23 protein-coding genes are annotated in these 22,126 nt (G+C 39.0%); 12 read left to right on the forward strand and 11 right to left on the reverse strand.

The window, feature by feature from the left end; all coding sequences use genetic code 11:
- The first annotated feature begins 130 nt into the window (after positions 1-130).
- The 7 genes from MKY88_RS18945 to mnhG are packed head-to-tail and all read left to right on the forward strand — an operon-like array spanning position 131 to position 5,886.
- The gene (locus tag MKY88_RS18945) at positions 131-2,542 is read left to right on the forward strand and encodes a Na+/H+ antiporter subunit A (protein ID WP_340814427.1); all 2,412 of its coding nucleotides are present in this window, start codon (positions 131-133) and stop codon (positions 2,540-2,542) included.
- Positions 2,529-2,951, forward strand: a complete 423-nt coding sequence (locus MKY88_RS18950) for a Na(+)/H(+) antiporter subunit B (protein WP_008178127.1) — start codon at positions 2,529-2,531, stop codon at positions 2,949-2,951. The genes MKY88_RS18945 and MKY88_RS18950 overlap by 14 nt, the downstream gene beginning before the upstream one ends.
- The gene (locus MKY88_RS18955) at positions 2,951-3,292 is read left to right on the forward strand and encodes a Na(+)/H(+) antiporter subunit C (RefSeq protein WP_008178124.1); all 342 of its coding nucleotides are present in this window, start codon (positions 2,951-2,953) and stop codon (positions 3,290-3,292) included. Before MKY88_RS18950 ends, MKY88_RS18955 begins: the two co-directional genes overlap by 1 nt.
- Positions 3,285-4,772: a Na+/H+ antiporter subunit D gene (locus tag MKY88_RS18960; RefSeq protein ID WP_269781054.1), complete on the forward strand. Its 1,488-nt coding sequence runs from the start codon at positions 3,285-3,287 to the stop codon at positions 4,770-4,772. Before MKY88_RS18955 ends, MKY88_RS18960 begins: the two co-directional genes overlap by 8 nt.
- 4 nt (positions 4,773-4,776) lie before the next feature.
- Entirely contained in the window at positions 4,777-5,256 is a 480-nt protein-coding gene (locus tag MKY88_RS18965) for a Na+/H+ antiporter subunit E (protein ID WP_069482449.1), read from the forward strand.
- Entirely contained in the window at positions 5,253-5,534 is a 282-nt protein-coding gene (locus MKY88_RS18970; RefSeq protein ID WP_008178119.1) for a Na(+)/H(+) antiporter subunit F1, read from the forward strand. Before MKY88_RS18965 ends, MKY88_RS18970 begins: the two co-directional genes overlap by 4 nt.
- Positions 5,518-5,886 carry a monovalent cation/H(+) antiporter subunit G gene (gene mnhG, locus MKY88_RS18975; RefSeq protein WP_069482450.1) on the forward strand — a complete coding sequence of 123 codons (369 nt, stop codon included), beginning with the start codon at positions 5,518-5,520 and terminating at the stop codon, positions 5,884-5,886. Before MKY88_RS18970 ends, mnhG begins: the two co-directional genes overlap by 17 nt.
- A 56-nt stretch (positions 5,887-5,942) precedes the next feature.
- Here mnhG and cysC read toward each other — a convergent pair whose 3' ends face one another.
- From cysC to MKY88_RS18995, 4 genes are all read right to left on the reverse strand, one after another.
- Positions 5,943-6,536, reverse strand: coding sequence for an adenylyl-sulfate kinase (gene cysC, locus MKY88_RS18980; protein WP_069482451.1), 594 nt, complete (start codon positions 6,534-6,536; stop codon positions 5,943-5,945).
- Positions 6,533-7,672 (reverse strand): sulfate adenylyltransferase, encoded by a 1,140-nt coding sequence (gene sat, locus MKY88_RS18985; protein ID WP_328201107.1) that lies wholly within the window; start codon positions 7,670-7,672, stop codon positions 6,533-6,535. Before sat ends, cysC begins: the two co-directional genes overlap by 4 nt.
- Positions 7,673-7,762: 90 nt before the next feature.
- Positions 7,763-8,827, reverse strand: coding sequence for an inorganic phosphate transporter (locus tag MKY88_RS18990; protein WP_340814429.1), 1,065 nt, complete (start codon positions 8,825-8,827; stop codon positions 7,763-7,765).
- Between the two features lie 12 nt (positions 8,828-8,839).
- Positions 8,840-9,541, reverse strand: coding sequence for a phosphoadenylyl-sulfate reductase (locus MKY88_RS18995; protein ID WP_193832939.1), 702 nt, complete (start codon positions 9,539-9,541; stop codon positions 8,840-8,842).
- Between the two features lie 444 nt (positions 9,542-9,985).
- Between MKY88_RS18995 and MKY88_RS19000 the strand changes: the two genes are divergently transcribed.
- The 4 genes from MKY88_RS19000 to MKY88_RS19015 are packed head-to-tail and all read left to right on the forward strand — an operon-like array spanning position 9,986 to position 13,852.
- On the forward strand, positions 9,986-11,038 hold the full coding sequence (locus tag MKY88_RS19000) for a sulfate ABC transporter substrate-binding protein (protein WP_291754518.1): 1,053 nt from the start codon (positions 9,986-9,988) through the stop codon (positions 11,036-11,038).
- Positions 11,039-11,049: 11 nt separating this feature from the next.
- Complete coding sequence (gene cysT / locus MKY88_RS19005; protein WP_340814432.1) at positions 11,050-11,883, forward strand: sulfate ABC transporter permease subunit CysT; 834 nt, start codon at positions 11,050-11,052, stop codon at positions 11,881-11,883.
- 10 nt (positions 11,884-11,893) lie between these two features.
- Positions 11,894-12,766, forward strand: coding sequence for a sulfate ABC transporter permease subunit CysW (gene cysW, locus MKY88_RS19010; protein WP_340814433.1), 873 nt, complete (start codon positions 11,894-11,896; stop codon positions 12,764-12,766).
- Positions 12,767-12,781: 15 nt separating this feature from the next.
- Positions 12,782-13,852 (forward strand): sulfate/molybdate ABC transporter ATP-binding protein, encoded by a 1,071-nt coding sequence (locus MKY88_RS19015; RefSeq protein WP_069482458.1) that lies wholly within the window; start codon positions 12,782-12,784, stop codon positions 13,850-13,852.
- Between the two features lie 44 nt (positions 13,853-13,896).
- On the opposite strand, the gene cysI is transcribed toward MKY88_RS19015, so the two are convergent.
- From cysI to MKY88_RS19050, 7 genes are all read right to left on the reverse strand, one after another.
- Entirely contained in the window at positions 13,897-15,615 is a 1,719-nt protein-coding gene (gene cysI, locus MKY88_RS19020) for an assimilatory sulfite reductase (NADPH) hemoprotein subunit (RefSeq protein ID WP_340814435.1), read from the reverse strand.
- An 88-nt stretch (positions 15,616-15,703) separates the two neighbouring features.
- A complete protein-coding gene (locus MKY88_RS19025; RefSeq protein WP_340814437.1) occupies positions 15,704-17,485 on the reverse strand; it encodes an assimilatory sulfite reductase (NADPH) flavoprotein subunit in 1,782 nt (593 codons plus the stop codon).
- Between the two features lie 46 nt (positions 17,486-17,531).
- Positions 17,532-17,681, reverse strand: coding sequence for a YezD family protein (locus MKY88_RS19030; RefSeq protein ID WP_083244734.1), 150 nt, complete (start codon positions 17,679-17,681; stop codon positions 17,532-17,534).
- The gene (locus MKY88_RS19035; protein WP_340814438.1) at positions 17,681-18,421 is read right to left on the reverse strand and encodes a sirohydrochlorin chelatase; all 741 of its coding nucleotides are present in this window, start codon (positions 18,419-18,421) and stop codon (positions 17,681-17,683) included. Before MKY88_RS19035 ends, MKY88_RS19030 begins: the two co-directional genes overlap by 1 nt.
- A gap of 17 nt (positions 18,422-18,438) precedes the next feature.
- On the reverse strand, positions 18,439-19,212 hold the full coding sequence (gene cobA, locus MKY88_RS19040) for a uroporphyrinogen-III C-methyltransferase (RefSeq protein ID WP_069482462.1): 774 nt from the start codon (positions 19,210-19,212) through the stop codon (positions 18,439-18,441).
- A gap of 395 nt (positions 19,213-19,607) precedes the next feature.
- Positions 19,608-19,811, reverse strand: a complete 204-nt coding sequence (locus tag MKY88_RS19045) for a uroporphyrin-III methyltransferase (protein ID WP_069482463.1) — start codon at positions 19,809-19,811, stop codon at positions 19,608-19,610.
- A gap of 134 nt (positions 19,812-19,945) precedes the next feature.
- Positions 19,946-21,454: a leucyl aminopeptidase gene (locus MKY88_RS19050; RefSeq protein ID WP_258270537.1), complete on the reverse strand. Its 1,509-nt coding sequence runs from the start codon at positions 21,452-21,454 to the stop codon at positions 19,946-19,948.
- Positions 21,455-21,577: 123 nt separating this feature from the next.
- Between MKY88_RS19050 and MKY88_RS19055 the strand changes: the two genes are divergently transcribed.
- Positions 21,578-22,060 carry a divergent PAP2 family protein gene (locus MKY88_RS19055; protein WP_029987084.1) on the forward strand — a complete coding sequence of 161 codons (483 nt, stop codon included), beginning with the start codon at positions 21,578-21,580 and terminating at the stop codon, positions 22,058-22,060.
- Positions 22,061-22,126: the final 66 nt, after the last annotated feature.

Consider the following 22,126-nt stretch of genomic DNA (forward strand, 5'->3'; position numbering starts at 1 on the left):
TTGATAACTTCCTATTTATAATATAACGAAAATTCTTCCACTACCGCAAGCTAAATCCCAATAGTACGTATGCATTCCCAATTAAAGTACGTTATAATTGATTTACTTACCTGCATAAAGGAGGGTTTTTTTGTTACAAGTACTTTATATTTTCATTCCAATGCTTGCTGCAATCTTTGTACCATTTTTATATAAAAGCATAAAAAATATTCATACTGGCTGGTTTGTTCTCGCTGTTCCAGCTACGCTCGTAGTTATTTATGCATCCTATATTGCACAAGTAGCTAAAGGTGGAGTATTTACCGCTAAACTTCCTTGGATTCCATCGCTTGATATTTCCTTCGTCTCCTATTTGGATGGCCTTAGCTTATTATTCTCGCTATTAATTACTGGAATCGGGTCTTTAGTTGTCCTCTACTCCATTTTTTACTTAGATAAACATAAAGAAAAATTACATAATTTTTATGTTTACTTACTGTTATTTATGTCTGCCATGCTTGGAGTAGTACAGTCAGATCATTTAATTACACTGTATTTCTTTTGGGAATTAACGTCCATTTCCTCATTCCTGCTCATTGGTTATTGGTATAACCGTGATGCATCACGCCTTGGCGCACTGAAGTCAATGATGATAACAGTTGGCGGCGGATTAATGATGCTAGGTGGATTCGTACTTCTCTACTTAATGGGAGGAACTTATTCCATTCGAGAGCTAATTATTATGGCACCAAATCTAATCGATCAACCTTTATTTACATGGTCGCTTGTTTTATTACTTCTAGGAGCATTTACAAAATCTGCGCAATTCCCATTCTACATTTGGCTACCAGATGCAATGGAAGCACCTACACCAGTAAGTGCATACCTTCACTCTGCCACAATGGTCAAAGCAGGTATTTATTTAGTAGCACGCTTTACCCCAATATTTGCGGCTTCCGAGCTCTGGGTATGGCTTGTAACAGGTATAGGTATTGTAACTTTATTCTGGGGTTCCTTCTTTGCAGTCAAACAAACGGACTTAAAAGGGATTCTAGCCTTCTCGACAGTTAGTCAACTTGGACTTATTATGTCACTACTTGGGGCAAGCGCAGTTGCGTTTCATGCTAATGAATCAGTAGATACAATTAAATTCGCGGCATTTGCTGCCATCTTCCATCTAATTAATCACGCAACATTTAAAGGTAGTCTATTCATGATTGCAGGGATTATTGATCATGAAACAGGGACACGTGATATTCGAAAATTGGGTGGGTTAATGAGTATTATGCCTATCAGTTTTACAGTTGCAGCGATAGGAAGCTTATCGATGGCTGGTCTTCCACCGTTTAATGGCTTCTTAAGTAAAGAAATGTTTTTAACAGCCATGCTCTCCCTACAAAAGTTTGAGCTCTTTGGCTTTGATACCTGGGGTGTGCTCTTCCCAATCGTCGCTTGGATTGCTAGTATTTTCACATTTATTTATAGCTTTTATTTTGTTTTCCGAACATTTAATGGCAACTACAAAACAGATCAATTACCTCATAAACCACATGAGGCACCTATTGGAATGCTAGTTTCTCCAATGCTTTTAGCGGGATTAGTTGTGTTCATATTCTTTATTCCGAATTTTATTGGCGATACATTTGTCAAACCAGCTGTTCTAGCGATTCAGCCATTTTTATACGAAACACCACAAGATATTGACATACAAGTAGCAGCTTGGCACGGGATCAATCCCGAACTTCTGATGACGATAGGAATTATCATTATAGGGGTACTGCTATTTGTATCACTACCGAAATGGCAAGGAATGTATCAGCGATTCCCAAAGGCTTTCACCTTGAATAATGCTTATGACAAAATTATGCAGGGGTTAGATGTTGGCTTAAATCGCCTCTCTCGACTCTATATGACGGGTTCAATGCGCCATTATTTACTCTATATGTTTAGTGGTATTGCTATTATCGTCATTGGTTCTCTTTTTGTGAAAAATGCCTTTAGTCTTTCAGTCCAAGGGACCGCTCCGATAAGACCATATGAAATTATTTTAGTCGTGGTTTTATTAATTGGAACAGCTATCACCATTCTAGCCAAATCGCGGTTAACGGCCATTATAGGTCTGGGCTCTGTTGGTTATACGGTAGCTCTATTCTTTGTTATTTTTAACGCGCCTGATTTAGCCTTAACACAGCTTGTTATTGAGACCATATCTGTAGCCCTCTTTTTATTAGCATTCTACCATTTACCAAAGCTTGGTAAACGAGAAGAACGTATGAGATTTCAATTAAATCGAGCTGTTATATCCATTGCAGTCGGTGTCATGGTAACACTTGTCGCACTATCTGCCCATTCGCAAAAACTCATTCCTACTATTTCTAAGTACTATGAGGAAACCGTTTACTCTTTGGCGGGCGGAGGAAATATTGTCAACGTAATATTAGTAGACTATCGTGGCTTTGATACATTGTTTGAAATTACAGTACTCGCTATTGCTGGGATGGCCATTTTTGCAATGATTAAATTGCGTATGAATAGAAAGGAGAAAACACATGAAAACAAATGATGTGATAATACAATTTACGGCTAAAATTGTATTCTTCATTATTTTCTTCTTCTCCATTCATATTTTTTTAGCAGGTCATTACACGCCTGGTGGTGGCTTTGTTGGAGGGCTTTTAACCTCCAGTGCCATCGTGCTATTAGTATTAGCCTTTGATATCCGTACTGTACGACATATTTTACCTATTAATTACACGTATTTAACGGCTATTGGTTTATTATTAGCCCTTGCTACTGCGGCATTCCCTATGTTTGTGGGCGAACCTTTTTTTACACATTTCTTTGATTATTTCGATTTACCGCTTCTAGGCAAACAGTCTTTACACACGGCTATGCTTTTTGATAGCGGTGTCTATCTGGTTGTTGTTGGTGTTACGATGACCATTATTCAAACGATTGGAGAGGATGAATAATGGAAATAATTATGGCCTTTGTCATTGGCTTCCTCTTTATGGCAGCTGTCTATTTAATTTTATCAAAAAGTTTATTACGAATTATTATTGGTACAGGACTTTTAAGTCATGGTGCTCATCTACTTATATTAACGATGGGTGGTCTTGGTGGTGAGGCTCCACCCGTGTTAAACGAAGGAGCCAAAACTTTTGCAGACCCATTACCTCAGGCACTTATTTTAACTGCTATTGTAATTAGCTTTGGCGTCACAGCGTTTTTCCTAGTGCTGGCATATCGTTCCTATCAGGAGCTACAAACTGATGATATTAGCTTAATGAGAGGAAGTGATGAGGATGAATAACTTCCTACTGCTGCCTATCATCATTCCGTTTTTCTTCGGTATGATTTTAATGTTTGGGCAAAAAAATCTATTTTATCAACGAACGTTTTCATTACTTGGAATTGGGATCTCCTTGATCACTGCTATTTCACTTCTAATGAAAGTGAAACATGATGGTATCCAAAAGGTCACTTTTGGAGATTGGCCAGTTCCTTATGGTATTACGATGGTTTCTGATATGGTATCTGCATTGCTCGTGACAACGACATTGTTAATTGCCTTTTTTGTTGTTTGGTATGGCTTTGGTTCTATTACGAAGGAACGTGAACGATTCTTTTATTACCCTGGTATCATGTTTATTTTAACTGGGGTTAATGGGGCTTTTACTACAGGTGATATTTTTAACTTATTCGTTTTCTTCGAAGTATTATTAATGGCTTCTTATTTACTGATCGTCCTAGGTGGCGAGAAAGGGCAACTGAAAGGATCGATTAAATATATTTTAATTAATGTTATTTCATCTGCCCTATTCGTCATTACTGTAGCCTTTTTATACTCGGTTGTAGGAACATTGAATATGGCTGATATTGCCGTTAAAATAGCTGAAATCAATCAACCAGGTATCATTACCGTTATAGCTGTACTCTTTTTAATGGTATTTGGATTAAAAGCAGCCATTTTCCCATTGTATTTTTGGCTTCCTACTTCATATGCAGCGGCTCCTATACCTGTACTAACATTATTCGGTGCACTGCTCACAAAGGTAGGTGTCTATGCAATTACACGTACCTATACATTATTCTTTGTACACGATTTATCCTATACTCATGATCTATTGATGGTACTAGCCATTGCTACAATTGTGGCTGGATGCATTGGGGCACTCGCTTACTTTGATGTCAAACTTATTATTATCTACAATATTGTCATCGCCGTAGGAGTTATTTTATTTGGTGTCTCACAAATGAATGAAGCTTCCTTAAAGGGAGCAATGTTTTATTTAGTACACGATATGCTCATAAAGGCTGCACTCTTTATGTTAATCGGTATGATCATCTACATTACAGGTACATCTGATTTGCGTAAGATGGGTGGTCTGATGAAAAAATACCCGGCACTTGGTTGGTGTTATTTAATTGCAGCATTTGGCTTAGCGGGAATTCCACCACTTAGCGGATTTGTTGGTAAACTATTGATTGTTCAAGGTGGCTTTGAAGCCGGAAATATGTGGAGTAGTATTTTCATATTAGCGTCATCACTGCTCGTACTACTTTCCGTAATTCGTATCTTTATCTATGCCTTTTGGGGCGAGGAAAAAGAAACGAAGGTTATCGTTGACAGATCTATCTACAAGATGCTGTTTATGCCTTCAGCCCTTTTAGTACTTATTTCTGTCGCATATGGTGTCGGTTCCGAATGGATGACACCATTTATGGACGATGCAGCAAAACTTTTAAATGATCCATCTATCTATATAGATGCTGTGATGAAGGGGGATTAACGCTGTGGCATTTCAAATGATTTTAAACTTTGTACTTGCCTTCGTATGGATGTTCCTATCCTCTAATTACACAGCAACCGGCTTTATTATTGGGTTCATAATGGGCATCATTTTACTCATAATAATGCGAAGATTTTTTAAATCTCGTCTTTATGTCTACCGCCTATGGGCCCTTTTAAAATTAACTTTGCTGTTCTTTAAAGAGTTAGTATTAGCGAATGTGCAAGTACTGAAGGTAGTATTAAAGCCTAAATTGGACATGCAGCCTGCCTTTTTTGCTTATCCTACTGTATTAACGGAAGATTGGGAAATTACATTATTATCCAGTCTTATCACTTTAACGCCAGGAACTGTAGTCGTACATGTATCGGATGATTCTAAAACACTATATGTACATGCTATTGATATTAGTGATGTGGATGAGGCTGTTGCTTCCATTCGAGATTCATTTGAGAAAGCGATTTTGGAGGTGAGTAAATCATGACAACATTTATTATAACGGTCATTGTAGTGATTTGCTTATCGATGATTGCGGTCATTTATCGAATGATCAAAGGACCTTCAGCATCTGACCGTGTAGTCGCTTTAGATTCACTGGGTGTCTCACTTATTTCCTTGATTGGACTATTTTCGATATTAGTGGAAACAAGCTTCTTCCTTGAGATTATTTTATTGCTAGCGATTTTATCATTTATTGGTACAGTTGCTTTCTCTAAATTCATAGAGAAAGGAGATATCATTAAACGTGACAATTCTCGCTAATAGTTTAGTTATCTTTTTCATTTCTGTTGGAGTACTTTTTATTGTCGTCACAGCTATTGGGCTTATCCGCCTACCTGATTTATATACGCGAGCACATGCTGCCTCAAAAAGTGCTACACTTGGTGTCATGTGTGTACTAATTGGTGTATTCTTACACTTTTGGCTAATTGAAGATCATTTTAATCCACGTATATTACTAGGGATACTATTCCTCTTCATCACTGGCCCTGTTGGAGGACATATTATGACCCGCTCCTCTTATATTGCTGGTGTAAAGCCTTGGAAAGGTACAGTACGTGATGAATTAGGTCCTGAAATTGACAGAATGAAAAAAGAACAAGACGCACAATAAGACATATAAAAAATCTGCTCAATCGTTCTGAACGAGCAGATTTTTTTATTGGTTTATTATATATACCCTTTGGAAGTTAAAATACTAGTCAACTGTTCCACACACTCTTCTATCGTATGATGTTCTGTATCTAAAATAATTTCTGGGTTTTCTGGTTCCTCATAAGGGGCACTAACACCAGTGAAATTAGATATTTCTGCTTTTCTCGCTTTTTTATATAGACCCTTGGGATCCCGTTTTTCACATGTTTCTACTGAACACTTTACAAAGACCTCGATAAATTCACCATCTTCAACAAGCGCACGGACCACCTGACGATCTTCTCGATAAGGCGAAATAAATGCCGTTAATACAATTTGACCACTTTCTATAAAAAGCTTCGAAACTTCCCCTATACGACGAATATTTTCTTTTCGTCCTGCCTCATCAAAACCTAAATCCTTGTTTAGGCCATGACGGACATTATCGCCATCCAACACAAAGGCTTGGTTGCACCTTTCATATAATTGACGGGCAAACGCATTGGCTATAGATGATTTTCCTGAAGCAGACAAGCCCGTAAACCATAAAATAAAGCTTTGATGTTTATTTTGAGATCGACGCTCCTCTTTTGTAACGGAGGCCTCATGCCAAACAATATTCGAACTCATTTGACTACCTCCTTTTGCATGCCTTTTATTAATACTTCTACTACCTCTTTACGGCTAAATGTACTTGGTGGTACTTCCCCATTGCGTAGCATCTCTCGTACTTTTGTTCCTGATAAAATAATATGGGCAGAGCTATCGTGTGGACAAGTTTTTGTAGTAGCCATTCCTTCACATTGCTGACAATAAAAACTATGCTCGAACTTTAATGGAACAATCCCTAATTCATCTTCCGTAAACTGTTCAAAGATTTTTTGTGCATCGTACGTTCCATAGTAATCCCCTACACCTGCATGATCTCGTCCGACGATAAAATGTGTACAGCCATAATTTTTCCTTACAAGTGCATGAAAAATGGCTTCTCTTGGTCCTGCGTAACGCATAGCAGCCGGAAACACTCCTAATTGCACACGATTTTCAGGATAGTAATTTTTTAATAGAATCTCATAGCTCTCCATGCGGATAGCCGCAGACACATCATCCGACTTTGTTTCACCAACAAGTGGGTTTAAAAATAAACCATCAATCGTTTCAAGTGCTGCCTTTTGGATATATTCATGCGCTCGATGCACCGGGTTACGCGTTTGAAAGCCAACAATGGTTTGCCAACCCTTTGAAGCAAATAGTTGACGGGCTTCCACCGGATCAAATGAATACGTAGGAAACTTTTGTGCCAGACGTTTGATTAAAGTAATTTTCCCTCCGACATATAGGGCAGGACGTTCATGTAGCTTGTGAACGCCAGGATGTGCGAGATCCTCAGTACCATATACAAGTAATGCCTCTGTTCGCTTATTCGGCTCAAAAATATCAGCCACCTGAATAACGCCATAAGTTTCACCTTGGTAGACTAATTTTACCTCTTCGCCAGGTTGTAATGTTGCTGCCTTCTCTTTCGTCACAGGGAGGGTAATTGGAATACTCCATACTATACCTGATGCTAATCGACTTTTTTCCACTACTGATTCATAATCTGCTTGTGTTAAAAAGCCTTCGATGGGGCTGTAGCCACCTATGGCAATTAACTCTAAATCACTCAAAGAAATGGCATCCAACTCAATCTCCTTATGAATAGTTGTCATATCCTTTTCGGGATGAAAAGCTTGCACAAGAAACCCTCCATGTGGTTGTAAACTCATATAATCTCCTCCTAATTCTAGTTAAATACTAAGTTTAATAGTTGAAATGTATGAAAGATCAATATCAATGATGTTCTAATACTAGTGAAATTAAATACCCTCTCCTGCATCATATATGGATTGCTCTTCTTCTCGCATTGTACGCATTAAACTAATAACCCCAAGCGTTCCAACGATAATGCTGCCATTCAAAATAATCGCATAAAGATCTTTTTCTAAAAACAACTGCACTAAAAAATAAGAAATGGCTAATGAAAAAATTGGGGATACAACCCATATACGAATAATCTTTTTCACAATATGCTTATGGAAAATTTGTTTTCCGTTCTTCGCCATGCCCATTCCAATAATAGAGGAAGATGTTACTTGCGTTAGTGGCACTGGAAGTCCAAAAATGGAGCTTATACCAACAAGGAGCGCACCCGTACTTGAAATTAAAATACCCTCTGCCTTTTGAAAACGTATGATTTTCTTACCGTTTGTTTCAAGAACTCGTTTTCCAAGTAGGATGGCTCCTATAGCGACAAATGCACCCCCAAGCATAATGCCGATAGTAACATCCATCATGCCAGCACCTACAAGCGGTCCAACTGCATTCGCAACATTATTCATACCTGCCGAAAAGGCTTCAAAAAATCCTGCTAATACAAGTAGAACCGTTAAAATTGGATGATCTTTTAGTAGCCCCCTGTGCTGTAATTTATATAACAACTTCCCACATATAAGGGCCATAACAAAAGCTATAAGTGGGACGATAACCCAAAAGGACATGATAACAAGTAAAGAATGGACGAATAGCACTTTATAAGCCATTCCCACACCAACGACTGCACCGACGGTCACCTCACTCGTAGATAAGGGGATGCCTAAAAGATTGGCAAAAAATAAACTGCTTGTTGCAGAAATTAAAATAATGATGACAATTTTCACCGTAATATATTCCTGAGGCATAATGCCTGAGCTAATCGTTTTGACTACTTCTCCTCCGCCTAAAACTGCTCCACTATAAACTCCTATGGCGCATAACAGTAATGCTTGCCAAGCCTTTTTTATAGCTCCGGCCCCATAAGCAACTCCCATCGAAGCCGCTGCTCCACTTGCACCAATATTCATTGCAAAAAATAAACTAATAGCTATGGCGAAATATTCTAGCATGGCATAACTCCTTTATTCATGTAACCCACATTCCGTCTTACCAGAGCCTTGCCACCTACCTGAACGTAAATCATCCATCGTAAACGCCGGCTTTGTACAATGCTCACAGCCGATACTTGGATAGCCTTGATCATGCAAAGGATTGTATGGCAAATTGTGTTTTGAGACATATCGCCAAACATCCTTCCATGTCCAATGGATAAGTGGGCAAACTTTAATCGACTTAAATTTATCATCACGATTAAGAAAATTTGTCTGTTGACGTGATGGCGATTGTTCACGACGTAAACCAGATATCCAAGCCTTTGTACCTGAAAGGGCTTCATGTAAAGGCTTAATCTTACGTATAGCACAGCATTGATTTGGATCTGACTTCCATAGTTCATCACCATATTGGGCCGCTTGTTGTTCAAGTGTAAGTGCAGGCTTTTTCATCACAATATTTAATTGTGGATATTTTTCCTTTACACGCTGGATCGTTTCATAGGTCTCTTTAAAATGGACATCTGTATCTAAAAAGACAATGGTTGCATCTGGCTTTACCTTTGAAATGAGATCAATTAAAACTATGCCCTCTATCCCAAAGCTACAGGCATAGACAATTTCATTCCCATACTCTTGATAGCTCCACTGTAAAACCTCTAATGCTCCCTTATACGTTTCATCAACTTGAAAATTAATGTTTGGCTCTTGCCAATTTGCATGTGTTAACATTGAATCCCCCTCATAGCGAAAAAAGGCGTTCTAACAAAAGACACCCAAAAACATGTCTTTGTTAAAACGCCTCTAGTTTGACTAGCCAGCTCATTATTCAACGATTTTTCACTAGTAATTGCTACCTCATTTTATAATCGTCTTTTCTTATTACCAAATATATACTAAAGTACACCAAGCAGTCAACTAGGCTTTTGAAATATATTATGCAATTAACCCATTTTTGACACTCTTAGTTGCATAAGATAAACGATAGCTAAGTAAATCACCGTTATTTTCAACATTCCACAATTCCTTGTTGACTAATAGGAAATATATGTTTAATGTATTATCTACAAATACTAAAATGCTGATCAGAGGATCTGAAGGCCATCTACCTATGACGAATAATCGTGATAGGGGATGGCCTTTTGCATTCTTTAGCCGAAAAAGGAGCGAAATGGAATGAAGAAAAGGAAGAATGTCTTTCAATCTTTGGCACTGCTAGCTGTATTAACTTTATCTGTAACAGGATGTAGTAGTGCTACCTCAAATGAAGAAGCAAGTGGCCAGAAAGGTAACAAATCAGTAGAGCTATTAAATGTATCCTATGATCCAACACGCGAGCTTTACGATGAGTTCAATCAAGATTTTATAAAAAAGTGGAAGGATGAAACAGGACAGGATGTCACGATTAAACAATCTCATGGAGGCTCAGGAAAACAAGGTAGAGCAGTGATTGATGGCCTCGAAGCAGACGTTGTCACGCTTGCTCTCGCCTATGATATTGATGAAATTGCCCAAACTCGTGAACTGCTGAATAAAGATTGGCAAACAGAATTTGACCATAACTCTACTCCATATACATCCACTATTGTCTTTTTGGTACGCAAGGGCAACCCGAAAAATATACAAGATTGGGATGATCTCATCAAAAAAGATGTATCCGTCATTACCCCTAACCCTAAAACATCTGGTGGTGCAAGGTGGAACTACCTAGCTGCTTGGGGATATGCTGGAAAGTTATATAACAATGATGAAACAAAAATAAAAGAATTTATGAAATCACTATACAGCAATGTTGAAGTACTAGATTCTGGTGCCCGAGGTGCTACCACAACTTTTGTGGAACGAAAAATTGGGGATGTCTTAATTGCATGGGAAAATGAAGCTTACTTATCACTTCATGAATTAGGAAAGGACGAATTCGAGATTATTACTCCATCATTAAGTATTTTAGCGGAGCCACCAGTGGCGGTCGTTGACAAAATCGTCGATAAAAAAGGAACACGCGAAGTAGCCGAGGCATACTTACAGCATTTATATAGCGAAACAGGTCAAGAAATTGCTGCCAAAAATTATTACCGCCCTCGCAATGAAGCTGTTCTAGCTAAATATAAAGACCAATTCCCTCAGCTTGAACTTGTTTCTATCGATGATTTTGGTGGCTGGACAAAAGCACAAGCAACTCACTTTAAAGACGGTGGTACCTTTGATGAAATCTACTTACCACAATAAGGAGTGTTCTGATGAGTAGTTTAACCTTGACGAAGAAATCACGTCGGATTATTCCAGGATTTCACCTATCTCTTGGATATACGATGTTATATGTTAGTTTATTAGTGTTATTACCACTTTCTATGATTTTTTTCCATACGATGTCCTTAAGCTGGACTGCGTTTCTCGATATTATCACCGATCCTCGTGCTGTTGCTTCCTATAAAGTGAGCTTCAGCACAGCCTTCATTGCAGGTCTATTAAATGTACTTTTCGGTACAATTATCGCTTGGGTTCTGGTTCGCTACCAGTTTCCTTTTAAAAGGATGATTGATGGATTAGTAGACTTACCCTTTGCTTTACCTACTGCTGTAGCGGGGATTGCTTTAACATCACTCTATGCCCCCAATGGTTGGATTGGCCAATTTTTTGATTTTAAAATTGCCTTTACGCCCCTTGGTATTATAATTGCCTTAACTTTTATTGGTCTCCCTTTCGTTGTACGGACAGTACAGCCAGTATTGCAAAATATTAGTGCTGAAGTCGAGGAGGCTTCTGCTAGCCTTGGGGCCAATCGTTTACAAACCGTTCGTAAAGTGATTTTACCAGAGTTACTACCAGCCATATTAACGGGCTTTTCATTAGCCTTTGCCCGTGCTCTAGGAGAGTATGGCTCAGTTGTTTTCATCGCTGGAAATATGCCGATGAAAACCGAAATTACCCCTTTAATTATTATGACTAAACTTGAGCAATACGATTATGCTGGTGCCACTGCAATTGCAGTAGTAATGCTTGTTACTTCATTTATTTTATTATTAACCATTAACGTCATACAATGGCTAGCCAATCGTCGGTTTGTACATTAGGAGGAGCTATATGGAACAATCAACATTTATTCAACAGGCTAGTACTGAAAAAAATAAGGTGTCTAAGTCTGCCGCCTTACAGGAGCCTCGTGTTATTCGCTATACGCTTACATTTATTGCATTAGCCTTTTTAGCTTTTTTTATCGTCCTACCATTAGCTTCAATTTTTATTACAGCCTTTCAAAAAGGTGTTGATGTTTACTTCGCAGCTATCACACATCCAGATGCATTAGCTGCTATTAAACTCACTTTAACAGTTGTAGCAATTGCTGTGCCTCTAAATGCAATCTTTGGCGTAATGGCTGCATGGACCCTTACAAAATTTAATTTTAAGGGGAAAAATCTTTTACTAACCATTGTTGATTTACCTTTTGCGGTCTCCCCTGTTATCGCAGGTTTGGTATTTATTTTACTATTTGGATCGCAGGGATTATTTGGTGATTGGTTATTCGCCAAAGATATTAAAATTGTTTTTGCCCTACCTGGCATTGTCCTTGCGACTATATTTGTCACACTGCCCTTTGTTGCTCGTGAGCTAATACCTCTAATGCAAGCACAGGGTACGTCTGAGGAAGAGGCGTCAATTTCGCTTGGTGCAAGTGGCTTTAAGACATTTTGGTATGTCACCTTACCTAATATTAAATGGGGTTTATTTTATGGTCTAATTTTGTGTAACGCACGAGCTATAGGAGAATTTGGTGCAGTTTCAGTTGTATCTGGCCATATACGAGGCATGACGAATACAATGCCCCTTCATATTGAAATTCTCTATAATGAATATCAATTTTCAGCCGCCTTTGCTGTTGCATCCTTAATGAGTGTCATAGCTATCTTTACATTAATTTTAAAAGACATAATTGCATGGAAGTCCAAATCTAGTTAAAAGGAGATGATCAACATGAGTATTCAAATTCAAAATGTCTCGAAAATATACGGATCCTTTCAAGCATTAGAGGATATTTCTATTCATATTCAGTCAGGGGAGCTTGTTGCATTGCTCGGCCCCTCTGGATCAGGAAAAACCTCTCTATTACGTGTTATTGCAGGGCTGGAAACCGCCGATACGGGTGATATTTTTTTTGATGGACATTCCATGACGGATCGGCATCCAAAGGAACGTAATGTAGGCTTTGTGTTTCAGCATTATGCCCTATTTCGTCATATGACAGTCTTTGAAAATGTCGCCTATGGCCTAAAGGTTCGCCCTCGGAAAACTAGACCTACTAAGCAAGAAATACGAGACAAAGTGATGGAATTGCTACAATTAGTGAAACTCGAAAATTTCTCTGACCGCTATCCTACACAGCTTTCAGGTGGTCAAAGACAGCGTGTGGCACTTGCAAGAGCACTTGCAGTAGAGCCGAAAGTTCTTCTGCTAGATGAGCCATTCGGGGCACTCGATGCAAAAGTGCGCAAGGAGTTGCGTCGCTGGCTACGAAAGTTACACGATGAATTTCATATTACAAGTATTTTTGTTACGCATGATCAAGAGGAAGCATTGGATGTGGCAGATCGTATTGTTGTCATGAACAATGGCAAAATCGAGCAAGTTGGGAGTCCCGATGAGGTATATACGCATCCCCAAAGTCCATTTGTCTATGATTTTTTAGGGAACGTTAATCTTTTTAAAGGACGCTTACATAACGGTAAGCTGATGCATGGAGAAGTTGCACTGGATGTGCCTGATGTACAATCACATACAAAAGATAATGTGATTGGTTATGTTCGTCCCCATGATATACAAATAGAAAAGGTAAGTATTCCAGGTACGGTTCCCGTCAAAATCAATCATATCCATCTGTTGGGACCAATTGTCCAAATTGAGCTACGCCGTGAAGATTTAGATGAATTTTTAGAGGCAGAATTATCAAAAGAACAGTTCTATCATCTTCAGCTTGAAGTGGGCGATCATGTATTTGTTAGGCCGAAGCAATTAAAGGTCTTTATCCCCGAAGATTACTCCATTTAAAAAACCATGTAGCAAATTTCTTTGCTACATGGTTTTTCTATTTATTATATGTGAAATTCTTTACCATCATATACAGCCGTCACATATCCAGCACGAATGACAAAATCACCAAAATGTTCACCGTCTAAACGTTCCTTCGCATAATGTACAAGAATTGGTCGTAGCTCCGCTAGTATCTCTTCCTCACCTATATTTTCACGATAGATTTTATTCAATCGATTACCAGTAAAACTTGCCCCAAGATATAAATTGTATTTCCCAGGACCTTTACCGATAAAGCCTATTTCAGCCATCGCTGCTCGGGAGCAACCATTTGGACAGCCTGACATCCGAATAACAATTTCTGTATCATTTAACCCAGTTTCATCAATGATTGTTTCCATTTTTGTAATAAGAGATGGCAAATAACGTTCCGCCTCCGCCATGGCTAAACCACAGGTTGGTAAGGAGACACAGGCAATGGAATTACGGCGCAATGCGGAATAATGCGCACCATCCGTCAGCTTATATTGCTCTATAATAGCATCAATCATTTTCTTTTTCTGTGGTGTTACATTACTAATCATTAAATTCTGGTTAGGAGTTAAACGGAAATCACCTGTATGCACCTTAGCTATTTCACGTAACCCTGTTAACAACTCATAATCTTGAAAATCTTTAATGCGGCCGTTTTGAATAAATAGCGTATAATGCCACTTACCCTCTGCCCCTTTAATCCAACCGAACTCATCTCCTGTACGTTCAAACGTATAAGGACGCGCTTCTTGAATACTCCAACCCAAACGTCGCGTTAGTTCTTCGTTAAACCATTCTAGTCCTCTTGCATCAATCGTATATTTGAAACGTGCATTTTTACGAACTGAGCGATTCCCATAATCCCGCTGAATTGTTATAATCTTTTCTGCTGTTTCCAATAGTTTATCTGGTGTAATAAAGCCAATTTCACGCGCAAGCTGTGGATAGGTAGCATGATCGCCATGCGTCATCCCCATTCCTCCACCAACAGCTACATTAAAGCCAATCAGCTTTTGATCTTCTACGATCGCGATTAGTCCGATATCTTGTGAAAACACATCGACATCATTACTTGGCGGAATCGCAATGCCAATTTTAAATTTACGGGGTAAATATTGTTCTCCGTAAATCGGTTCAATTTCTTCATCCTGACTGTCTATTACCTTTTCTCCATCTAACCATAATTCATGGTATGCACGTGTACGAGGTAGTAAATGCTCACTTAGTTTAGCAGACCAGTTATAAACTTCTTCATGTAATGTTGATTGATTTGGGTTTACATTACACATAACATTACGGTTTACATCCCCACAGGCGGCAAGAGAGTCCAATAACACGTCATTAATTTCTTGCATATATTTTTTGACATTCCATTTTAAAATACCGTGCACCTGAAACGCTTGACGTGTAGTTAGTTTTAAGGAGCCATTGCCATACTTTCTAGCCATTTCATCCATTACAAGCCATTGTTCCGGCGTAGCCGCTCCTCCAGGTGTTCGTACGCGTACCATGAATTGATAGGCAGGCTCTAGTTTTTGTCGTTGTCTTTCATTGCGAAGGTCTCGGTCATCCTGTAGGTAACTACCATGGAATTTCATTAAACGATTGTCATCTTCAGGAATACCAGAACTTAATGGGTCATTCATAGTCCGTTCGAGTGTCCCACGAAGATAATTACTTTCCGTCTTAATACGCTCTACATCACTTGGTTTCCCTGACTGTGGAGGCAAAACAATTTTCTCAGTCATTCTTTATCGCTCCTTTAATCCATTACACCTCTCCAGAGGCTTTGCTTGCTAGCAAATAGTCATCTGCCTACGAGGAAGAGTTTTTTTCTTAATAAACATCCCGTTGGTATCGTTTTTGTTGCTTTAGTTCTTGCACAAGGGCTTTTGCTTGCTCAGACGTTTTCTGCCCCTGCTGCTCTATAATACGGTGAATGGTTGCATCCACATCAGCTGCCATTGATTTCTCATCACCACATACATAAATGACAGCACCTTGCTCAAGCCATTCATAAAAATTAGCTGCATTTTCTTCCAATTTGTGTTGAACATAGACTTTTTTATCGGTATCACGTGAAAAGGCTATATGCATTTGGCTTAATGTGCCAGAAGCTAGCCAGCGTTGCCAATCTGTTTGATAGAGGAAGTCCGTGACAAAATGCTGATCACCAAAAATAAGCCAAGATTTTCCCTCTACCCCTAACTCTTCTCTTTCCTCTAGGAAAGCTCGATACGGTGCTATACCTGTGCCCGCGCCAATCATTATTATGGGTGTTTCCTTCTGCTCAGGTAATCTGAAATTTGGATTTTTATGAACATAGATTGGTAATGTAGCGCCAATTTGAAGTTCTGCCACACTGCCTGAACATACTCCCAGACGTTGTCGACCGTTCGTCTCATAGCTTACCTTGCTAATCGTTAAATGCACCTCATCATGATTCGCCAATTGGCTACTTGCAATGGAATACAGTCGTGATGGAATTTTTCGCAGAATGTCCACGAATTGTTGCGCACTCCATGTGAAAGGAGCAAAATCCTCTACTACATCAAGTAAATCCCTTCCCTTAGCATAATCCTTCCATGCATTAGGTTCTTCTAATAACGATGAAAATTCATTATGTTCTGTGTAAGCTTTAATTTTTTCAAGAACTGGCTTAGATAACACTGTAATTTCCAATTTTTTTTGTAAGGCATTCTTTAAGGACACTGTTTCATCAAACACAGTCACCTCAGTAGCTGGATCAAATTGTAGTACTCCCAGTAATACATCGACTAATGGCTCACTATTTTCCGGTTGAATCCCAATACTGTCTCCTGGCTCAAATTGAAAATTAGCCCCTTCAATGGATAACTCTAGATGACGTGTCTCTTTGTTGGAGCCGCGACCATTTAGATTAATATTTTCTAACACTTCAGCGTAAAATGGATTTTTTCTTGAATATGTAGTAGCTCCTTGTATTTCATCGCTCTGTGTTGAAGTAACCGATATTGTAGTAGCCTGTTTGAGAAATTCTTGTTGAACAGCTGAGAACCATTGAGCAGCAGCGTCATCATAATCCACATCACAATCAGTACGAGGAACAATTCTTGTTGCACCTAGTTTGGCAAATTGCTCATCAAAGTCTTTACCTGTTTTACAGAAAAATTCATAGGAGCTATCCCCTAATGCAAGTACCGAATATTGAAGATGCTCTAGTTTTGGTGCTCGTTTACTATGCAAAAATTCATAGAACTGGATCGCCTGATCAGGTGGATCACCCTCACCATGTGTACTCACAATAAGTAATAGATTGGTGATTTTCTTTAAGTTACTTGCTTTAAATTTCCCTAATGATGAGACAGTAACGTCTACGTTTTGAGCCTTTAATAGAGAGGCATATTTTTCAGCTAGCCCTTGACTATTACCTGTTTGGGAACCATATAAAATCGTCATGGTTTTCGTAATAGGGGCTGCGGCTGGGATCGTCTCAACTACGGCCTCCTGAGTAGCTTGTGGTGCACTTAAATAACCGTTTAACCAAATTTTTTGCTCCAGTGTTAATTGAGGTAAAAGTTCGTTTAATAATTTTACCTGCTCTTCATTAAATGGACTGTTTATAACTTGCAGTTTCAATCTTTGCCACCTCGCGAATCGTCATCATTTCATCCTCTAAAAAGATTTATCGGAGTCTTATTTTTTCTTTCTTTTCGATTTGAACCACATAAGAGTTTTGAACAATCAATGTAATCGAACCATGGTTCACAGTATTTAGCATTTGGCGGACATTATCTAATGCTAGATTTACATTTTCAAGCTTTTTATCTGCCATTATGAAACACCTTCCTCTTTGAAATGTAGTAATTCATCAATACGTTCCACTAACACTTTTTTTACATTGACGTCATAACCTAAGCTTTCACATAACATCATGTTGTTGTTAGATAGTCCTTGTAATCGCTTTGTAATGCTTTGCCGTAAAATACCTGTAAATAAGAGATACGGCACAATAAAAACTTGATGCTGCCTCTCTTTTTCTTGCTGGAGCCAGTCATCAAAACTCGGACCCATCCCATATAAGAAGCAAGTATCTACTGTTTGATAGTTGTATTTCATTCGCAATCTTGTTGCAATTTCAGCTAAATCTCTCTTTACGGTCGGATCACTACTGCCACGTCCTATTAGTAAAACACATGCTTCGCAGTTAGGCTGCTGCTTTTCTAAAATCCTAGCCTGCAACGTGTCAATGATTCGTTCATGAATGCCTAATGGTTCACCATAGGAAAATTTGATATGCGGATAGAGCTTTTGAGCTTCGGCAATTTCTCTTGGAATATCTTGCTTCGCATGCTGTGCAGCTAGCAATAGAATGGGCATAACAGCAATCATAGTTGCCCCTTGTCTAACACAGTTGGCAACCCCCTCTGCAATGGTAGGTGTTGCAAGCTCCAAAAAGCATATTTCCTGAATAGATACATGAACCTCTTGTTGAACGCCTTCTAGAAAAGCTACAGCTTGATCTGTACCTGCCTTAACACGACTACCATGAGCAATATATAAAATAGCCTGCATAAAGTCACATCACATCCTTACCCCGTAACTTGGATTGGTTGTGGACTGTTATGCTCGAACCATTGTATCGTTTCTCTTAATGCCACAACCTCTCCAACTAAAATGATACTCGGGTTCTGAATATTTTCTGTTTGAACGATTTCTTCAATTGTTGCTAAAGTGCCCGTAACCGTTTTTTGCTTAGCAGCAAAAGTTCCCCAATGAATAACGGCTACAGGTGTTTCTTCCTCACGTCCATATTTGAGAAGTTGCTGTCGGATGTACGGCAGATTACCTACCCCCATATAAATAGCAATCGTATCGATTCCTTTTGCAAGACTTTCCCAACGTATTGCGTCATCTTTTCCTTCCTGCATATGTCCCGTAACCATGGCAAAACTAGAGCTTAGATCCCGATGTGTCACAGGAATTCCTGCATATGCCGGGGCTGCTATACCTGAAGTAATCCCTGGTACAATTTCAAATGGAATATGATGTTTGGCTAGCACTTCAGCCTCCTCTGCCCCTCTTCCGAAGACAAATGGGTCACCTCCCTTTAATCTTGTAACGATTAACCCTTGCTGTGCATAACTGACAAGCGTTTGGTTAATATGCTCCTGAATCATGGCATGTTGCTGTGGCAGTTTTCCGCAAAATATTAATTGAGCGTCTTGTCGAGCATAGTTTAATAGCTCTTTATTTATGAGTCTGTCATATAAAATGACATCTGCACATTCAATACAACGTAAACCCTTGACCGTAATAAGATCAACATCCCCAGGACCAGCACCAACGATATATACTTTCCCCATTTCATTTCACTCCTTCTATCCGTTGCGCCTTCGCGTCATGGTGTCCAGTTTTTAGTTGACGGAGTAGCAACCGTCACGCCCTTTGACAACCGCAAGCGGTTGTATCTCCAACTGGTGGCGTTTGAACAAAGCTTTTGACTCTCCCCTATAGAGGAAAAAGATTGCTGTAATCAAGGTAAAGAAAAAAGGCCAATATTATCCCTAGGCACAAAAATGCCCATGAACAATAAAAGCCTCTAGTTTGCTAGTCAGCTACTTATTTAATTCTTAGTAATATAATAAGAATAATAAATAATTTAGTATATTCTGTCAACACAAAATTTGATACTTCCTCAACACAACAAAAAACCAGTTGCCGTTTTTGACTAGGCAACTGGATTATTTATTTTATGTTCTTACCAGCGTCTACGATACCGTGGTCCTGGTCGGTAAAATGGACCAGGCGGATATGGCCGATAGTTTGGATAATATGGATTGTAAGGATATTGATTAAATTGAGACCCTAGGAAACTTCCTAAAAAGCCACCGAAAAACGGTGCACCGAATGGCCAAATACCTCCTCCAAATCCTCCTCCTGGGTAACCTCCGAAATTACGCATATGCTACCTCCCTTTTTATTCTATCGTATGAAGGAAGATGCATCTATCATATGTACATTGCCTAATCTATCGGGATAAGTGCTGAAAATACAAAAAATCAGCGGAAAGACAATCCCGCTGATCAAAATGCTCTATTATTTTTCTTCTCCTAAACGTTGGACAAAATTAGCGAGTGTACGTACCATTACGCCTGTACCACCTTTAGGACCTAGATCATGGACAGCTACTGCATCGGATGTTCCGGCAATATCAAGGTGAATCCAAGGTGTTTCACCAACAAATTCTCCGACAAAGCCCCCACCAAAAATCATATGACCATCACGACCAGGTGAGTTGTTTAAATCTGCCACATCAGATTTACGAATTCTCTTTTTATCATTCTCTGTCAAAGGCATACGCCAAACAAATTCATCCGTTTCCTCTGCCGCTTCCATAAATGCTGCAAAAAATTCATCATCATTAGAAAGAGCACCTGTTTTATCCATACCTAGCGCAGTAATGACGCCTCCTGTTAAAGTAGCGACATCAATTAGCGATGCAGCCCCTTGCTGCTTCGCATATGTAGTTGCATCTGCCAGAACTAAACGTCCTTCTGCATCCGTATTTAATACTTCGACTGTTTTCCCACTATACGTTGTAATGACATCATCTGGTTTAAATGCTGTGTCAGATACCATATTATCAGTAGATCCGATAACGGCTACTACATTTTTATTTGGACGTAATTCACCGATAATTTTCATGGCACCAAGCACTGCTGCTGCACCGCCCATATCGCCTTTCATCCCAACCATCGAGTCTTTTGGTTTTAAGGAATAGCCACCTGTATCATATGTTACACCTTTACCTACGAGACCAATTGGATTTTCAAAATCATCAGTCGCTTTATATTTTAATGTAATTAATCGAGGTTCTTCGTAAGAGCCTTGGTTGACACTTAAAATGCCGCCCATTCCCAATTCTTCTAATTGCGCTTTACCTAGAATCTCTACTTCAAAGTCATATTCACTTGCCAAAGATTCCGCATAGTTTGCTAAATCAGTTGCCGTTAGTAAATTCGGTGGTAAATTAATTAGACTACGTGCCTCATTCACTGCATCCGCATAAATGACGCCGACCTCAAAGCCTGCTACAACTTCGTCTAAATCCCCTGCTGACGTCACTAGATGAACAGCATCAATACGTTTATCCACTTCGTTTGAAGTTGTTTTGTAATGAGGAATAGAATAATAGCCTAGACCAGTTCCTTCACCCGCTAAAAAGGCTACATCAGTCACTGAAATTGTTTCTGTTGTAAATGATTCAAGCCAAATGGAATACTCTTTTACTTTTAAAGCTCTTAACTCTTTCCCAACTAAACCAAAGGCTGCTCGAATATCCCCTTCTGTTAGGTTTTTACGCTCATCTAGCCCTACAAATAAAATACGTTTTAAATTGGCATGATCCTTCACAAATGGCAGCTTCGTTAGCTTCTTAAGCTCTGTTGAAACGTCTCCCGCGCTAACCCACATATCAAGTGATTCACCATAAAAAGATGAAAAGCTTGCCCAATCCTGCATTTGCTCACGGTGTTTAGTGACACCCACCACTAATAATTCAGTAGAAATTGTTTCAAATGTCTTTGCTTCTTTTACAATATTCATGTAAATTCCTCCATTCCATCTACTATTATAACGAAGTTTCTGAAAAGCGCGTAATATTTGCCTATATCTTCTTTTAGAAAATAATGAATGTTATAATAAAAGCAATTATTTGCGAAGGTTGTGATGAATTTGAGTTTACTTCAAAATACCCCATTACTGATTGCCCTCTTTTCGGTTATCTTTGCTCAGTTTGTCAAGATTCCTATCCATTTTCTAATGACCAGACAAGTGAAATGGAGCCTCTTTACTTCAACGGGCGGAATGCCTAGCTCTCACTCCGCTTCTGTTACTGGACTGGCAACATCTATTGCTTACGAGACGGGTTTAGCATCCCCAATTTTTGCCGTAGCCGCTATGTTTTCCATTATTGTTATGTACGATGCCAGCGGTGTACGTTACCAAGCTGGGCAACATGCTGCGATTTTAAATCAATTGCGTAAGGATTTCCAAACACTGCTTCATGATTTAAAAAAATGGCCTCAAATGGATGGGCAAGAGAAAATGGAGGAATTAAAAACGTTATTAGGACACAAACGAAGCGAAGTATTTTTTGGGGCGCTCACTGGTATTTTTATCGCCATCATAACCTACGAATTTTTCATATGATAGCTAAGACACATCCTTTTATGATGGAGGATGTGTTTTTTATCGAATAAAAAAAGTACTCTTCTT

Origin of the sequence: Lysinibacillus sp. FSL R7-0073 (genome assembly GCF_038009065.1) — a bacterium.
Taxonomy (GTDB): domain Bacteria; phylum Bacillota; class Bacilli; order Bacillales_A; family Planococcaceae; genus Lysinibacillus; species Lysinibacillus fusiformis.

What these genes read in the sequence shown, in the direction of transcription:
- MKY88_RS18970 (WP_008178119.1), top strand. Translation starts at nt 5,253, where the DNA reads ATGACAACATTTATTATAACGGTCATTGTAGTGATTTGCTTATCGATG.
- MKY88_RS19050 (WP_258270537.1), bottom strand. Translation starts at nt 21,454, where the DNA reads ATGAATATTGTAAAAGAAGCAAAGACATTTGAAACAATTTCTACTGAA.
- MKY88_RS18950 (WP_008178127.1), top strand. Translation starts at nt 2,529, where the DNA reads ATGAAAACAAATGATGTGATAATACAATTTACGGCTAAAATTGTATTC.
- cysW (WP_340814433.1), top strand. Translation starts at nt 11,894, where the DNA reads ATGGAACAATCAACATTTATTCAACAGGCTAGTACTGAAAAAAATAAG.
- MKY88_RS19015 (WP_069482458.1), top strand. Translation starts at nt 12,782, where the DNA reads ATGAGTATTCAAATTCAAAATGTCTCGAAAATATACGGATCCTTTCAA.
- cysI (WP_340814435.1), bottom strand. Translation starts at nt 15,615, where the DNA reads ATGACTGAGAAAATTGTTTTGCCTCCACAGTCAGGGAAACCAAGTGAT.
- MKY88_RS19000 (WP_291754518.1), top strand. Translation starts at nt 9,986, where the DNA reads ATGAAGAAAAGGAAGAATGTCTTTCAATCTTTGGCACTGCTAGCTGTA.
- MKY88_RS19030 (WP_083244734.1), bottom strand. Translation starts at nt 17,681, where the DNA reads ATGGCAGATAAAAAGCTTGAAAATGTAAATCTAGCATTAGATAATGTC.
- MKY88_RS18960 (WP_269781054.1), top strand. Translation starts at nt 3,285, where the DNA reads ATGAATAACTTCCTACTGCTGCCTATCATCATTCCGTTTTTCTTCGGT.
- cobA (WP_069482462.1), bottom strand. Translation starts at nt 19,212, where the DNA reads ATGGGGAAAGTATATATCGTTGGTGCTGGTCCTGGGGATGTTGATCTT.
- MKY88_RS19035 (WP_340814438.1), bottom strand. Translation starts at nt 18,421, where the DNA reads ATGCAGGCTATTTTATATATTGCTCATGGTAGTCGTGTTAAGGCAGGT.
- MKY88_RS19045 (WP_069482463.1), bottom strand. Translation starts at nt 19,811, where the DNA reads ATGCGTAATTTCGGAGGTTACCCAGGAGGAGGATTTGGAGGAGGTATT.
- MKY88_RS18955 (WP_008178124.1), top strand. Translation starts at nt 2,951, where the DNA reads ATGGAAATAATTATGGCCTTTGTCATTGGCTTCCTCTTTATGGCAGCT.
- cysT (WP_340814432.1), top strand. Translation starts at nt 11,050, where the DNA reads ATGAGTAGTTTAACCTTGACGAAGAAATCACGTCGGATTATTCCAGGA.
- sat (WP_328201107.1), bottom strand. Translation starts at nt 7,672, where the DNA reads ATGAGTTTACAACCACATGGAGGGTTTCTTGTGCAAGCTTTTCATCCC.
- cysC (WP_069482451.1), bottom strand. Translation starts at nt 6,536, where the DNA reads ATGAGTTCGAATATTGTTTGGCATGAGGCCTCCGTTACAAAAGAGGAG.
- MKY88_RS18995 (WP_193832939.1), bottom strand. Translation starts at nt 9,541, where the DNA reads ATGTTAACACATGCAAATTGGCAAGAGCCAAACATTAATTTTCAAGTT.
- MKY88_RS19055 (WP_029987084.1), top strand. Translation starts at nt 21,578, where the DNA reads ATGAATTTGAGTTTACTTCAAAATACCCCATTACTGATTGCCCTCTTT.
- MKY88_RS18990 (WP_340814429.1), bottom strand. Translation starts at nt 8,827, where the DNA reads ATGCTAGAATATTTCGCCATAGCTATTAGTTTATTTTTTGCAATGAAT.